This window comes from Microvirga pudoricolor, assembly GCF_016892705.1.
In the GTDB taxonomy this organism is placed as follows: Bacteria; Pseudomonadota; Alphaproteobacteria; order Rhizobiales; family Beijerinckiaceae; genus Microvirga; species Microvirga pudoricolor.
The window spans coordinates 124,397-136,604 of record NZ_JAFEMB010000007.1 but is presented as its reverse complement, the minus strand read 5'-3'; the positions used below and the strand labels follow the sequence as shown (position 1 = coordinate 136,604).

At 62.5% G+C, this 12,208-nt stretch carries 15 protein-coding genes, 1 tRNA gene and 1 pseudogene; 6 read left to right on the top strand and 11 right to left on the bottom strand.

All coding sequences use genetic code 11. The annotated features are described in order from the left end of the window. Nucleotides 1-13 precede the first annotated feature (13 nt). Both ILT42_RS19990 and ILT42_RS19985 read right to left on the bottom strand, forming a co-directional pair. Entirely contained in the window at nt 14-1,336 is a 1,323-nt protein-coding gene (locus tag ILT42_RS19990) for an extracellular solute-binding protein (protein WP_204217653.1), read from the bottom strand. 9 nt (nt 1,337-1,345) lie between these two features. Continuing rightward, the gene (locus tag ILT42_RS19985; RefSeq protein WP_204217652.1) at nt 1,346-2,272 is read right to left on the bottom strand and encodes a sugar phosphate isomerase/epimerase family protein; all 927 of its coding nucleotides are present in this window, start codon (nt 2,270-2,272) and stop codon (nt 1,346-1,348) included. 170 nt (nt 2,273-2,442) lie between these two features. Between ILT42_RS19985 and ILT42_RS19980 the strand changes: the two genes are divergently transcribed. Further along, nucleotides 2,443-3,357, top strand: a complete 915-nt coding sequence (locus tag ILT42_RS19980; RefSeq protein ID WP_204217651.1) for a LysR substrate-binding domain-containing protein — start codon at nt 2,443-2,445, stop codon at nt 3,355-3,357. A gap of 320 nt (nt 3,358-3,677) precedes the next feature. Here ILT42_RS19980 and ILT42_RS19975 read toward each other — a convergent pair. The 4 genes from ILT42_RS19975 to mnmA all read right to left on the bottom strand — a co-directional run bounded on the left by ILT42_RS19975 (nt 3,678) and on the right by mnmA (nt 6,110). Next, a tRNA-Met gene (locus ILT42_RS19975) sits at nt 3,678-3,754 on the bottom strand. A gap of 96 nt (nt 3,755-3,850) precedes the next feature. Then, a complete protein-coding gene (locus tag ILT42_RS19970) occupies nt 3,851-4,288 on the bottom strand; it encodes a bleomycin resistance protein (RefSeq protein ID WP_204217650.1) in 438 nt (145 codons plus the stop codon). Beyond that, on the bottom strand, nt 4,285-4,938 hold the full coding sequence (locus tag ILT42_RS19965) for a class I SAM-dependent methyltransferase (protein WP_204217649.1): 654 nt from the start codon (nt 4,936-4,938) through the stop codon (nt 4,285-4,287). The genes ILT42_RS19970 and ILT42_RS19965 overlap by 4 nt, the downstream gene beginning before the upstream one ends. 20 nt (nt 4,939-4,958) lie before the next feature. Then, nucleotides 4,959-6,110, bottom strand: a complete 1,152-nt coding sequence (gene mnmA, locus ILT42_RS19960) for a tRNA 2-thiouridine(34) synthase MnmA (RefSeq protein ID WP_229428810.1) — start codon at nt 6,108-6,110, stop codon at nt 4,959-4,961. Nucleotides 6,111-6,289: 179 nt separating this feature from the next. Between mnmA and ILT42_RS19955 the strand changes: the two genes are divergently transcribed. The 4 genes and pseudogenes from ILT42_RS19955 to ILT42_RS19940 all read left to right on the top strand — a co-directional run. Further along, nucleotides 6,290-6,511 (top strand): hypothetical protein, encoded by a 222-nt coding sequence (locus ILT42_RS19955; protein WP_204217647.1) that lies wholly within the window; start codon nt 6,290-6,292, stop codon nt 6,509-6,511. A 72-nt stretch (nt 6,512-6,583) separates the two neighbouring features. Continuing rightward, nucleotides 6,584-7,219: a MarC family protein gene (locus ILT42_RS19950; protein WP_204217646.1), complete on the top strand. Its 636-nt coding sequence runs from the start codon at nt 6,584-6,586 to the stop codon at nt 7,217-7,219. A gap of 160 nt (nt 7,220-7,379) precedes the next feature. Continuing rightward, nucleotides 7,380-7,655, top strand: coding sequence for a CtrA inhibitor SciP (gene sciP / locus ILT42_RS19945; protein WP_204217645.1), 276 nt, complete (start codon nt 7,380-7,382; stop codon nt 7,653-7,655). 172 nt (nt 7,656-7,827) lie between these two features. Continuing rightward, nucleotides 7,828-8,058 (top strand): annotated as a pseudogene (locus tag ILT42_RS19940) (helix-turn-helix domain-containing protein); the annotation flags it as partial. On the opposite strand, the gene ILT42_RS19935 reads toward ILT42_RS19940, so the two are convergent. The 4 genes from ILT42_RS19935 to ILT42_RS19920 form a co-directional block, all read right to left on the bottom strand. Continuing rightward, entirely contained in the window at nt 8,055-8,888 is an 834-nt protein-coding gene (locus ILT42_RS19935) for a class I SAM-dependent methyltransferase (protein ID WP_204217644.1), read from the bottom strand. The pseudogene ILT42_RS19940 and the gene ILT42_RS19935 overlap by 4 nt on opposite strands. Nucleotides 8,889-8,892: 4 nt before the next feature. Beyond that, complete coding sequence (locus ILT42_RS19930) at nt 8,893-9,894, bottom strand: lysylphosphatidylglycerol synthase domain-containing protein (RefSeq protein ID WP_204217643.1); 1,002 nt, start codon at nt 9,892-9,894, stop codon at nt 8,893-8,895. Nucleotides 9,895-10,053: 159 nt separating this feature from the next. Then, nucleotides 10,054-10,443, bottom strand: coding sequence for a CopM family metallochaperone (copM, locus tag ILT42_RS19925; RefSeq protein ID WP_204217642.1), 390 nt, complete (start codon nt 10,441-10,443; stop codon nt 10,054-10,056). A 43-nt stretch (nt 10,444-10,486) separates the two neighbouring features. Beyond that, the gene (locus ILT42_RS19920) at nt 10,487-10,885 is read right to left on the bottom strand and encodes a hypothetical protein (protein WP_204217641.1); all 399 of its coding nucleotides are present in this window, start codon (nt 10,883-10,885) and stop codon (nt 10,487-10,489) included. A gap of 75 nt (nt 10,886-10,960) precedes the next feature. Between ILT42_RS19920 and ILT42_RS19915 the strand changes: the two genes are divergently transcribed. Further along, complete coding sequence (locus ILT42_RS19915) at nt 10,961-11,650, top strand: GNAT family N-acetyltransferase (protein WP_204217640.1); 690 nt, start codon at nt 10,961-10,963, stop codon at nt 11,648-11,650. Here the strand turns inward: ILT42_RS19915 and fliJ are convergent. Next, nucleotides 11,647-12,060 (bottom strand): flagellar export protein FliJ, encoded by a 414-nt coding sequence (gene fliJ, locus ILT42_RS19910; protein ID WP_204217639.1) that lies wholly within the window; start codon nt 12,058-12,060, stop codon nt 11,647-11,649. The two genes, ILT42_RS19915 and fliJ, sit on opposite strands and share 4 nt — an antisense overlap. Nucleotides 12,061-12,208 lie beyond the last annotated feature (148 nt).

Below are 12,208 nucleotides of genomic sequence, written 5' to 3'. Positions count from 1 at the left end.
CTGCCCCGACGCATCAGAGCTTCGCCATCTCGGTCGCTGCCTGATCCAGGGCTGCTTGAGGCGAGACTTGGCCGCTCAGAGCCTTATGGATCTGAAGTTGCAGCACACCTGAGAGTTCAGCGTAGTTTTGGATGTTCGGGCGCCAGGTCGCATACTCGAATTGGCGCTCCATCTGCGAAATATAAGGATACTCCTTGACGACGGCCGGGTTCGTATAGAGTTCCTTCCAGACCGGTACATTGCTTCGGATCTTGAAGATCTCGATCTGGCGCGTCCGATCGGTTGCGAACTGGATCAGGTCCCACGCCCAGTCTGCCGCCTTCGTGGTCGCGGTAACGCCGAAGCCAGATCCTCCCACGACCGACGTGCTGGTGGTTCCGGCCGATGCGAAGCCTGGAACGAGATCGAGCTTGACCTTGTCGACGACCTTGGAGTTCTTCGGGTTATTGAGCGCCCCCAGAGCGAACGACCAGCTCATGAGAAACGCGTGTTCGCCTGCGCTGAAACTGTCCACCACCTGCCTGTCGCTCAAGCTGATCGAGGACGGGTCCGCCCCTCCCGACTTGAGCTGATCGACCATGAATTCCAGCGCTTTGACGCCTGGTCCCTGGTTGACGATCCATTTGCCGCCGTCGTCGATCAGTTTGCCACCAAGGCCGTTCACCAAGGCGACGTAGTCGCAAATCAGACCTTCGGATTGTTGCCAGCCCCAGATGGTCCCATGCTTGACGAGCTTCTTGTCCTTCAGGTCCTGAGAGATCTTGGCTGCCTCTTCCCAAGTGCGGGGTGGCGTGTTGTATCCGCCAGCCTTGAGAATGTCGGCATTGTAATAGAAAAACTTAGCCTCGTTGCTGATCGGCATCGAGTAGACCTTGCCGTCGATCGTCCGTTGATCGATGCTGACTGGGACGAGATCCTTTGTGGCTGAGCCCACGAAGCCGTTCAGGGGCTGAAGGAAGCCGGCCTGCACGAAGCCTGCGGTCCAAATGCTGTCGACGATGACGATGTCGGTGGCGGATCCGCCGGCGAGTGCTGTCACGATCTTGGTATATGTCGTGTCGTAGCTCTGGCTGATTACTTCGACGGGAATGCCGGTCTGCTTAGTCCATTCCTTCGCGAATGCTTCGAGCGCCGGACCGTAGGTGCTGGTCACGATGGCGACGAGCTTGCTTGGCTTGGGAGATGTCGGCGCCGCCCAGGCTCTGCTTGAATGCAGCCCCATGCCGACCGATCCAGCGAGTGCAGATGCGGAAACCAAAAACTGGCGTCTTGTGACCATCATTTCCTCCTTGTTTCTGTTTCGGCCTGTTTGGGCTCTTCTTTTTTCTTGCGACAATGCTCTCAGTCAGGGTGCGATCGTGTGCTCCTCGAGAATGCGTTCGATGTAATCCTTCGACTGGCCCGCTACGCCAAGGTAGTCCTCGAAACCGCTGTACTCGAACGACAGGAAGCCGTCGTATCCGACTTCCCTGAGCGTCTGGATCAGACCGCGCATATCGATGATGCCCTGTCCGACTGGGGCCCCGTAGAACAGAAGACCATCTGAATCCCTGAGATGAACGTGGCCGATCCGGTCCTTCAACTTATAGACCGACATTGGCAGGTATTCGCGCTGGATGAAGTGCCACGACGTGTCGAAATTGATGACGAGGGCCTTGCTCGGGATCCGATCGAACAGACGCAGCATGGCATCCGTGCCGGATACGATGACGTGAGCGTGCCCCTCGAGCGCGAACTTGATGCCTTTTTCTTCGCAGTATCTCGTCACTTGGGCGAGAGAATCCACATAGTTTTCCCATATGGCATCCGCGTCGAAGGGCTGCGGGATTTTCATCACCATCTTGGGAGATGGTGTGCTCATCATGCCTCTACCGATCGGGTGAATGTATGAGGGAGGATATGGGTGCGGGCACGTCAGGCCGACGGGCCAATGAGCGACGAGATTGACAATGCCGCAACCAAGCTTCCCGCAGACATCGGCGGCGCGAAAAAAGGCCTTGAGGCCTTGTTCCTTCTCGCTCGGATCGAGGCTCGCCATCCCCTCGCATGCCGTGGAATAGAGAGCGAACTGACTGATGACGAGATCGTTATTTTCGGCCTGAGCCCGTAAGGCGGCACAGCGTTCGTCCGTGTAATAGTCATTGAGCTCCGCGAGGTCCATCGCTATGAGCTCGAGTCCCTCGAAGCCTAACTTCCCGGCGTTCTCGATCGCCTCGTGGTACGGAGCCTTGCGCACCTTTTGCAAGGCAGCCGCGTGACAACCGATCTTCATGGGCGCATTCCTCCGTCACATAATCTTTTATTTTGGAAACGCTGCTCCTGTGAGTGGGTTTGCAGGAACAGCGTTACCAACTGGCTTGATTAACGATTTCATCGGCCCCGTGCCGTGACAAACGAGAATTCGTAACTCGACGCATTACTAAAAGTTATGTATATTCACATATGGTTCGTGTTCTTCCGCCTCTTAATGCCCTGAGAGCCTTCGAAGCCTCGGCACGTCTATCGAGCATGTCGCGTGCCGCAGCGGAACTTCACGTCACTCAAGCAGCCGTCAGTAAACAGATAAGAACCTTGGAAGAAGCACTCAATCTAAGATTGTTTGCTCGCTTGCCTCGCCTCATTCAACTAACCGAGGACGGAGAGCGTTATTTTCAGGTCGTGACGCGCGTTCTCGATCAATTGGAGAATGGGACGCGTGAGCTATCCTCACCGGCGTCTCGACCGGTCGTTCGATTTTCTGGTTACTATGGATTCAACATGCATTGGCTTCTGCCCAAACTGGCGGAGTTTAAAGCGCAGCATCCACGGATCGAAGTGCAGTTGATTACAACCTCAAGCGAGTCAGTCGACTTCCGACGCAATGAATTCGATTGTGCTTTTCGAACTGGTCATGGGGAATGGTCAGACTGCAATGCAGAACTTATAGCCCCGATCAAGTTTCGCCCAGCCTGCAGCCCTACCATCAAGGCAAAGATTCAGCGCCCAAGAGACCTGTTGAACCAAACACTGATTTTATCTCGTGGTAGCCCAAATGTTTGGAAGAAATGGCTCGACCTAGTGGGTCTGACTGACGCCGACGCTAAAAGCGTTCTCGAACTCGATAATGCAGCGTTGGCTTATCAGGCCGCAGTTCAAGGAGTTGGTATAGCGATTGTCGACTGCTTGGTAGTGAAAGATCATGTTGAATCAGGAAGACTAATCTATCCGTTCCCTCAAGTATACTCCGATCCACGCTCCTATTATTTTCTCTGGAGAGAACAAGCCAAAAGTGCATCTTTGATCATTTTTCGAGAATGGTTGTTTAAGAGCGTCGAAAAAGATTTATACCAAGTAGAGCAGCTTCATAGATCACTTTAGACACGCGAAGACGCAGTTGGCTCGCAATTCCAATATTTCATAGATCGACAGGCGTTCGGAACCATCGAAGCCTGCATTCTTTTACAATTCTTCGCAATGATGAACTGTCTGAGCAAAGGATGTTTCTGTCTCTACACTGGCCATAAGACAGAAATTAATTGCAAAACTTTCCGAGACACTTCCTGCGCCGAAGACTCGTCACATCACAATTCATGACAAGGTCTTTTATCTTAACGACAAAGAGACGCTATAAGAGAACGCCCTAACCTTGCTCAATACGTAAGCAGTTCGCTCTCTATCGGCGCGAAATCTGGTGAAGGTGGTAGCGGAGGAGAGATTTGAACTCCCGACACAAGGATTATGATTCCTCTGCTCTAACCAACTGAGCTACTCCGCCCCAAGATGCGGGGCGAACCCCACGTCAGGCAAAGGCGATATAGGGAAGGTTGGCCGGGGGTGTCAAGGCGATGTACGGGCTCCCGGGACTGAATATTCAGGCGAGAGGAATCGGACGGGTGCCGAGAGACTGCGCCAACCGGAGGAGGTAGCCGTCCGGGTCCTGGACGAGGAACTGGCGCTGGCCGGTCTCATGCCGGTCCACTCGATACCATCGGGCCTCCGGCGCCATGTAGAGCGGCCAATCCTTGGCCTCCAGCCGGGCCAGGATCGCATCCAGATCCGCCACGGCGATCTCGAAGTTGATCCCACGGCCCAGAGGATGGTCCAAGGGCCCCGTTTCCCAGGTGCGGGCAGCCTTGTCTCGCTGCTCAAGCATCAGAACCGCGCCGTCGAGGTCGATGGAGGCAAAACCGTGCTCCGGCCGCTCATAGACTACCCGGAAGCCCAGCGCATCGCGCCAGAACCCTAGGCTGGCCTCGAGATCGGTCACAAGAAGCTCGGGCACCAGCCTCGGGCGCCGCGAGTCGCTCAAGCCCGCTTCCTGATCCGCATGAGCTTGAAGAAGCCGCCCGGGAAGAGTGGCGAGAGCTCCACCACGTCCATGAAGCCCGTCGACCGGGCCCAGGCCTCGACCCTGGAAGCTTTGAATGATGAGCTCCAGCCGATGGCCTTCGCCAAGGGCGCCGCAAGCTCCTCCGCCTTCGCCAGGGGGCCGCCCGGCTGGCCAAAATGGTTCGCAAGCACGATCTCACCGCCCGGTCTCAAGACACGGGCGAACTCGGACAGGGCCTTTTCGGGCTCCGGCACCAGGGTGATGATGAACTGCGCCGTGACGGCATCGAAGCTCTCGTCCGGAAACTCAAGCTTCGTGGCATCGCCGACCCGGAGGCTCTTGACGTGGCTCAGGCCGTTCTTGTCCACTTTGCCTTGCGCCCGGCGCAGCATGTCCTCGGACAGGTCGATCCCGTAGACCTCCGCGTGGCGCGGGTAGTAGCCCAGGGAGAGGCCCGTTCCCACGCCCGCTTCCAACACGCGTGGACCGCAAGCGACGGCCGCGTTGACCGCCGCACGAGCGGCCGGTTCGGTCAGCTTGTCGTAAACGAGGTCGTAGACCGGGGCCCAGCGCGCGTAAGCCTTGCGCATCAGAGCCGTGGTCGATCCATCCGTGGTGGAAGCCGTCATGAAAAGTCCTTGGTCGAGCCTCAGGCCGCCGCTGGCGTCGCCTGAGCCTCATTGCGGGCGATGGTGCCGCCGCCAAGCACGCGGGCCCGGGGCGCATCGCTCTCATAGATGACACAAGCTTGGCCGGGAGACACCCCATCTTCCGCCGATAACAGCTCGACCGTAGCTCCTGTTCCGAAGGGACGCAGGATCGCCGGGCGCGGCTCGCGGGTGGAGCGCACCCGCACGGCCACCTCCATTCCAGCCTCGCCCAAGGCGTCCAGGGGCCGGTCACCGAGCCAGTTGATGTCGGTGATGCGCACCTCGCGGGTCGCCAGGGCCTCGCGGGGGCCGACAACGACCCGGGCCGAGGACGCCTCCAGGCGCACCACGTAGAGCGGCTCGCCCACGGAAAGGCCCAAGCCCTTGCGCTGCCCCACCGTGTAGTGAACGATGCCGCTGTGCCGCCCCAGGACACGCCCGTCCACATGGACGATCTCGCCGCCATGGACGGCGCCGGGCTTGAGGCGCTCGATCACGTCGCTGTAGCGCCCCTGCGTCACGAAGCAGATGTCCTGGCTGTCGGCCTTGTCGGCGACCGTCAGGCCGAACTCGCGGGCGAGCGCCCGGGTGTCGTCCTTGGGCAGCTCACCCAGGGGGAAGCGCAGCAGGTCGAGCTGCTCGGGCGTGGTGGCATAAAGGAAATAGCTCTGGTCCCGGTCGGGGTCTGCCGCGCGGTGCAGGGCCCGTCGGCCGTCGGCCAGGCGGCGGCTCGCCACGTAATGGCCAGTCGCCAGGATGTCGGCGCCGAGGTCCCGGGCGGTCTCTAGGAGATCCCGGAACTTGATGGAGCGGTTGCACTCCACGCAGGGGATCGGGGTCTCGCCGTTGAGATAGCTCTGGGTGAAGCGGTCGATCACAGCCTCCCGGAACCGGGCTTCGTAATCGAGCACGTAATGCGGAATGCCGATGGATTCCGCGACCCGCCGGGCGTCGTAGATATCCTGGCCGGCGCAGCAGGCCCCCTTGCGATGGGCCATCTCGCCCTGATCGTAGAGCTGGAGCGTGATGCCGATGACGTCGTAGCCGTCGCGCTTCAGGAGCGCGGCCACCACGGACGAGTCGACGCCGCCCGACATGGCGACCACGACCCGCGTCTTCGACGGATCGGTGGGAAGATCGAGTGAATTCAGCATGGTTCCATCCAGAAGCGCCGTTCAAGGCGGCGCACGGGAGTGGGTGAAGCGGGTGTTATAACCATTGCGGCGGGGATGTTCCAGGGTTTCCCGCGAAAAGACCCAGCTTGGATGGACGATGGAACGGGCGTGCGCCTCAGGGCTTGATCCTGGACCATCAGAAGCGGACGAGCGCCATGACATCGGACGAGATCGAAGAACTGAAGACCGCCCGAGAGGGGCTCGTGAAACGGAGGCGGGAGATGGCCCGCCAGATCGGCGCCGCCCCCCTGCCCTCCGTCGAGATGGCCGACGAGCTGACTCGCGTCCTGCATGCCATCGAGGCCGTCGACCGCGCCCTGAACGAAGCCGGGCATCCCTACATGAGCCAAGGCATCCTCGCGGAGTTTCAAGGCTGAGGCTCTTTCTTCGTCGCCTCCCGCCGGCGCTTGGGCTATGACGCCCCGAACCGATAGGGGCGCGTACGCACGATGTTGGACGACCAGAACCTCCTGGCCACGCAATTCCTGACCCTTTGGGCCATGCTGGACCCGATCAGCCACCTATCGCTGTTTCTCGGCGCCACATCCGAACTGGGCGCGCAGGAACGCCGCCGGGCGGCCCTCATCGGGGTTCCGGTCGCCTTCTGCATCCTGGTGTTCTTCGGGCTCGCCGGACAGGCTCTGCTCCATGCGATGGGCATCTCGCTGATCTCCTTCCAGATCGCGGGCGGCATTATCCTCCTCGTCTTTTCCCTGCACATGGTCCTGGGCGACCCACCGGCCGCCAAGGCTGCACTGGCCGATCGGGGCGGCCGGGCCATGGACGTCGCGATTTATCCCCTGGCGACGCCCATCGTCGCCGGACCGGGCGCCATGCTGGCGATCATCATCCTGACGGACAACAACCGCTTCACCTTCGAGCACCAAGCCGTGACCCTGGGCGTCCTGGCCGTGGTGCTCTCGCTCCTTCTGGCCATCTTTCTGCTGGGCGAAAAGATCGTAGGCGTCATCGGCCAGGGTGGCACCAACGTGCTCCGGCGCATCATGGGCGTGATCCTGGCCGCCCTCTCCGTGAACCTCATTCTTACCGCGGCGTCCCAATGGCTCGGATTGCCGGAAATCTAACGATCCCAATGCCTTACGCGAAAGCGCTGAGCAAATCGTTAACCATTGCGGCCGAACCAAGGCACATTTTGGGCAGCCATATTTGGGCTTAGGAAAACATTAAGCGCCATCGCTTACACATATCCGCGACAAGGTCGTTGAATTTTTGTGTGAGCGTATCATGACCGAACCCCACCGCCCGAGGGTCAAGTATGTCATCGGGCCCGACGGCAGTCCTCTGACGATTGCCGACTTACCGCCATCCAGCACCCGCCGCTGGGTCATCCGCCGCAAGGCAGAGGTTGTCGCCGCCGTTCGCGGTGGCCTCCTGAGCCTCGAGGAAGCCTGTCAGCGCTACACGCTGACCACGGAAGAGTTCCTCAGCTGGCAGATCTCCATCGACCAGCATGGTCTCGCCGGCTTGCGCACGACGCGCATCCAGCAATATCGCCAATAGGCATTTCCGAGCGAAGACAAGGCGCGGCTCGCAAGAGCGGCGCCTTTTTGCGTGCCTGCACGAATTGTTAAGACCTCGCTAACCATACTGGCGCCGAACAACGGATTCGGCAGGTTTTTCGAACGTGAACGCAGCTTTTGACGCCGCTCCCCTCCACCGACCGGTCGCGGGCCGCAAACCTCCGGCTCCGGCCCATCTGCAGGACGAGGCCGTGCGCGAGTTGGTGGGACACAGTCTGGCCGAGGTCGAGCGGCGGCTCATCATGGGCACCCTGGACCGGTGCCTCGGCAACCGCACCCACGCGGCGCGAACCCTCGGGATCTCGATCAGGACCCTGCGCAACAAGCTCAACGAATACGCGGAGGCGGGATTCCAGGTTCCACAGGCGGGGCTCGCCCGCTAGGCGTGGCGCTTGCGCAGCCAGAGGCTCGTCTCATAGGCCCCGGATGGCGGCTCGATCACGGCCGGAAGGTCCAAGCGACCGTTCGCGCCCAGCGTGGCCGCCACATAATGGCTCGCGAAGACCACCTCGTACCCGCCGCCTTGGATCAGCGCCCCGGCCAACGATTGCTCGTTATAGCCCCGCCAGGCCCAGTCCTTGGGATACGCGTCCGGCAGGGTGATGTCGTGGATGTGGACGAGGGTCCCGGGCGCGAGGCGGGGCAGAACGTCAAGGAAGAGCCTGTCCACGTCCGTGCCCGGCATGGCGATGTGACTGGAATCGATGAACAGGACGTCGCCCGCCTCCAGCCCTGCGAACAGGCCTGGATCGGCCTCCTGCAGCAGCGCCGGAATATGCCGCACTCTGAGGCGAGCGAGCGTGGCGCGGGGCGCGGGGTCGATGCAGGTGAAATCCGTCGCCAGGCCGCCATCCGCCACGGCTTGCGCCATGAAACGGGTGGAGTGGCCGGATCCGATCTCCACGATCCGGCGCGGCCGCTCCCGCCGCACGATGGCGTAGGCCGCGGCTGCATCGAGACCCGGGAACCAATCCTGATCGAACCGGGCCGGTCCGCGCTCGGAGATTGTTCGCAAAGCCTCTTCATGACGCCGGATCTCGGCCAGCACAGCCTCGAAGGAAGGGCCCGCCGCCTCGAAGATGGGCCGCAGGGCCGGATAGCCCCTTCCGGCATCGATACCCTGAGCATAGCGGTATGGGATGAAGAACCCCCGTGCCTTCGGGCCCAGCAGGGTCGAGAGCCCGAAGGCGAGCCGCCGCCAGTGGACGCGCATGGGCTCAGATCAGGGGCGGTGTCGGCGGCACGGGATCGCCCGGCTTTCCGCGCTGGCGCCAGGCTTGGGACAAGCGGGAGCGCTCGAACATGAGGATCACCACGAGCGAGAGCGCGAAGGGGATCAGCAGGTAGAACAGCCGGAAGATGATGAGGGCCGCCAGCACGTCCGCCTTGGGGATGTCCGGCATGGCGGTGAGGAAGACCAGTTCGAACACGCCGAGGCCTCCGGGCGCGTGGCTCACGAGGGCGGCGGAGAAGGAAGCCAGGAACACCGCCAGCACGACGATGAAGCTCGGTTCCAGATGGGCCGGCATGATGAAATAGATGATGCCCGCCGCTCCCAGCAGCTCCAGGGGCGCCGCCACGAGCTGCCGCCCCATGATGGCCGGGCGGGGATATTCGAGCTTCGCCTTGCGGATATTGAGGGGCGGCAGGCGCAGGATGGACCCTGCCGCGTAAAGGACCACGATGCCGAGCAGGATGATGCCCACCGTACGGGCCGTCGCCGGGTTCGTGAGCGCCGCGGGCAGAAGATCTTCGAGCCGGTGAAGCAGGGTCGGGTCGAGGGTCAGCACGATACCGCCGAGCAGGATGGTGCCGAGTCCGAACGTGAACGAACACAGGGCGACGAGCACGGCGATCTGGGCTGCGCTGAGACCCTTGGACGAATAGGCCCGATAGCGCACCAAGGCGCCGGAGAACACCGAAGCGCCGATATTGTGCGAGAGCGCGTAGGTGGTGAACGAGGTCACCGATACGAAGAACCACGAGATGTGGCGGACCCCCAGGTGCAGCAGCGCGATCCGGTCGTACCAGGCGAGCGCCGCATAGGCCACGAGGGTGGACAGGGCAGCATAGACGTAGCGCTCGGTCGGCACGGCCTTCAGGCTGTCCCACACGTCGTCCAGGGACAGCCCCCTGAGCTCCCGGTACAGAAGCCAACCCGACACGACGACCGCTAGAAGCCCGATGATCGGCCACAGGAACTCACGCACATTTTTCATCGGGGCGGTCGGTCTCCTCCTGAGGGACCTTCTGTGTGCCCCACAACACCTTGCTCCGCAAGGGCCTCGGAACGCGGCGGGGCGACACAATCGGGGGCCCTCCGCACAACAGCCCGTGAGGTGGAAGCGCCGGAGCGCGAGCTCCGGCGCGGCGTGGGATCACGGAGCGTGCTTCTTCAACCAGCCCCGGAGGAAGGCGATCTCCTTTTCCTGGGCTGCCACGACCTCCTGGGCCAGCTTCCTCAGTGCGGGATCCTTGCCGTGCTGGAGCTCGATCCTGGCCATGTCCAAGGCCCCCTGGTGGTGAGGGATCATGCTGCGGGCGAAGTCGAGGTCCGGGTTGCCCGAATAGGCGATGGCCATGTCCCGATGCATGCGGGTGTTGGCGGCCTCGAAGGCTGTCCTGGCCTGATCTCCGGCCTCGTTTGCGGCCTGAGCGGCGCCCGGGGACGCGGGCGCGTGGCCGGCATGGGGATTGGCGCTCTGGGCACAGGCGAGGCTGGCCCAGCCGAACAGCGTTGCGGCCGCCAGAAGTGCGACGATCTTCATGAATCGATCCTTTCGATGAAAACGGGATTGTCGGTCGGGACGATCACCCCCGTCGCGGCGGCGGGTGCTCGGGGTCGCGCACGACGGACGCGAAGACGTCAGGCGCGTCAGTCATCCTCGGCCGGTCTGGCGGCGCCATGACGAGCGCCGGAGGATGGGACAGGAGGGAAACGCACCAGGACCCGCAGCAGGGCCGGAAGGCGTCAGCCGCCTCCCCTGGGGTCACGCCATGACCGTCCGAGTGGCCGACCGAGTGGCCGACCGAGTGGCCGACCGAGTGGCCGACTTGGAGACCGTGCGCCATGGGCGCCCCCGCGCAATCCCGCGCGGCCAGGACCGCCGCCGCATGGGGGGCGACCGCGAACCCGAAGACCAGCAGGAGAATCCATGCCCCCCGGCGCAGCACGAGCCCCGCCCATGGTCGTTCAGATTTTCGTCTCATGGGGGCATTGCCCTCCGGCCGGGGCCGTGAAAGATCGGCGTTCAGCAACAGACATTCGAAAGCTGTGGTCGAAAGATGGCGCGCGAACCGATTTCCCTGAACCTGAACGGCTACACGGATCTGCCGGGCGGCAAGGTGGCGACGATCGTGACCTATCTGGAGATGCTCGAGCGCCCGCGGCTAAAGCGCCTTCCCCGGCCGACCGGATGGCGCCTCTTGCGCCTCAACGGCGACATGGCGCGTTACCGCCGCCTGTTCGCTCGGGTCGGCGAGCCCTGGCTGTGGTTCAGCCGGGCCGTGATGCCGGACGAGTCACTCGCTGGAATCCTACGGGATCCGGGGGTCGAGGCCTTCGCGCTCCATGACGGCCGGGAGGATCTGGGCCTACTCGAGCTGGATTTCCGCCCCCGCGGCGAGGTGGAGCTCGGCTATTTCGGTCTCGTGCCGGAGGCCATCGGCCAGGGTGCGGGCCGCTGGCTCATGAACGAGGCGATCCGTCGGGCCTTCGCCAGGCCGGTTCGCCGGTTCTACGTGCATACCTGCACCCTGGACAGCCCGGCCGCCCTGCCCTTCTACATCCGCTCGGGCTTCAAGCCCTACCGCCAGGCGATCGAGGTGGCGGACGATCCGCGGCTGACCGGGCATCTGCCCCCGCATGCGGGACCTCACGTGCCGATCCTGGCCGCCGCTCGAACGACAGGAACGCGCCGGGCGGCGCGTCCTCGCAGGGGACAGATCGGAAAAAAGGCGTCAATCTCCGGCTAGGCGGACGCTCTCATGGTGCGCGGGTGGATCGCCTGTCCGATCATGGACGGATCACGCACGACCTCGGCGCGCTCGCTGGCCCGCTCCCGGTCCTCCAGGCTCTCGGCCTTCTTCAGCTCCTCGAAGGCTTCGCCGAGCTCCGCCTTGGCGTCGTCGAGCTGGGCGTAAAGGTTTTGAGCCGACTGGCGAAGGTTGTCCCGCCGCTGGGCGGCGGCCCTCGCGTAGGTCGGGTAGGCGAAATGGGCGGGGTCCGAGATCCCGGCCTTCTGCTCCTCCGCCTGGATCTCGCGATCGAGATCGGCCGCCATGCGGTCGAACTCGGAGATCATCATCTCGATCTGGGCCACACGCCGACGCTTTTCGTCGACCTGGAAGCGCTTGAGGCGGATGAGCGTGTCCCGCGACTTCATACTGATAAACTCCACACGTCGCCAATTGGGTGGCCCGCCGGATCGCTCAGTCATCCGCCAGGCCTGCGTCACCATCGCCCATGGAAGTTGACCGATTGTTACCGCACAAGGGTCCCAGGGCCGTCGCGGGAAAATTTTCTTCCGGATC

Coding starts and splice junctions, on each gene's coding strand:
- ILT42_RS19950 (WP_204217646.1), top strand. CDS start 6,584: ATGTTGGACGACCAGAACCTCCTGGCCACGCAATTCCTGACCCTTTGG.
- sciP (WP_204217645.1), top strand. CDS start 7,380: ATGACCGAACCCCACCGCCCGAGGGTCAAGTATGTCATCGGGCCCGAC.
- ILT42_RS19985 (WP_204217652.1), bottom strand. CDS start 2,272: ATGAAGATCGGTTGTCACGCGGCTGCCTTGCAAAAGGTGCGCAAGGCT.
- ILT42_RS19935 (WP_204217644.1), bottom strand. CDS start 8,888: ATGCGCGTCCACTGGCGGCGGCTCGCCTTCGGGCTCTCGACCCTGCTG.
- ILT42_RS19930 (WP_204217643.1), bottom strand. CDS start 9,894: ATGAAAAATGTGCGTGAGTTCCTGTGGCCGATCATCGGGCTTCTAGCG.
- ILT42_RS19980 (WP_204217651.1), top strand. CDS start 2,443: ATGGTTCGTGTTCTTCCGCCTCTTAATGCCCTGAGAGCCTTCGAAGCC.
- ILT42_RS19915 (WP_204217640.1), top strand. CDS start 10,961: ATGGCGCGCGAACCGATTTCCCTGAACCTGAACGGCTACACGGATCTG.
- fliJ (WP_204217639.1), bottom strand. CDS start 12,060: ATGAAGTCGCGGGACACGCTCATCCGCCTCAAGCGCTTCCAGGTCGAC.
- ILT42_RS19955 (WP_204217647.1), top strand. CDS start 6,290: ATGACATCGGACGAGATCGAAGAACTGAAGACCGCCCGAGAGGGGCTC.
- ILT42_RS19920 (WP_204217641.1), bottom strand. CDS start 10,885: ATGAGACGAAAATCTGAACGACCATGGGCGGGGCTCGTGCTGCGCCGG.
- ILT42_RS19965 (WP_204217649.1), bottom strand. CDS start 4,938: ATGACGGCTTCCACCACGGATGGATCGACCACGGCTCTGATGCGCAAG.
- copM (WP_204217642.1), bottom strand. CDS start 10,443: ATGAAGATCGTCGCACTTCTGGCGGCCGCAACGCTGTTCGGCTGGGCC.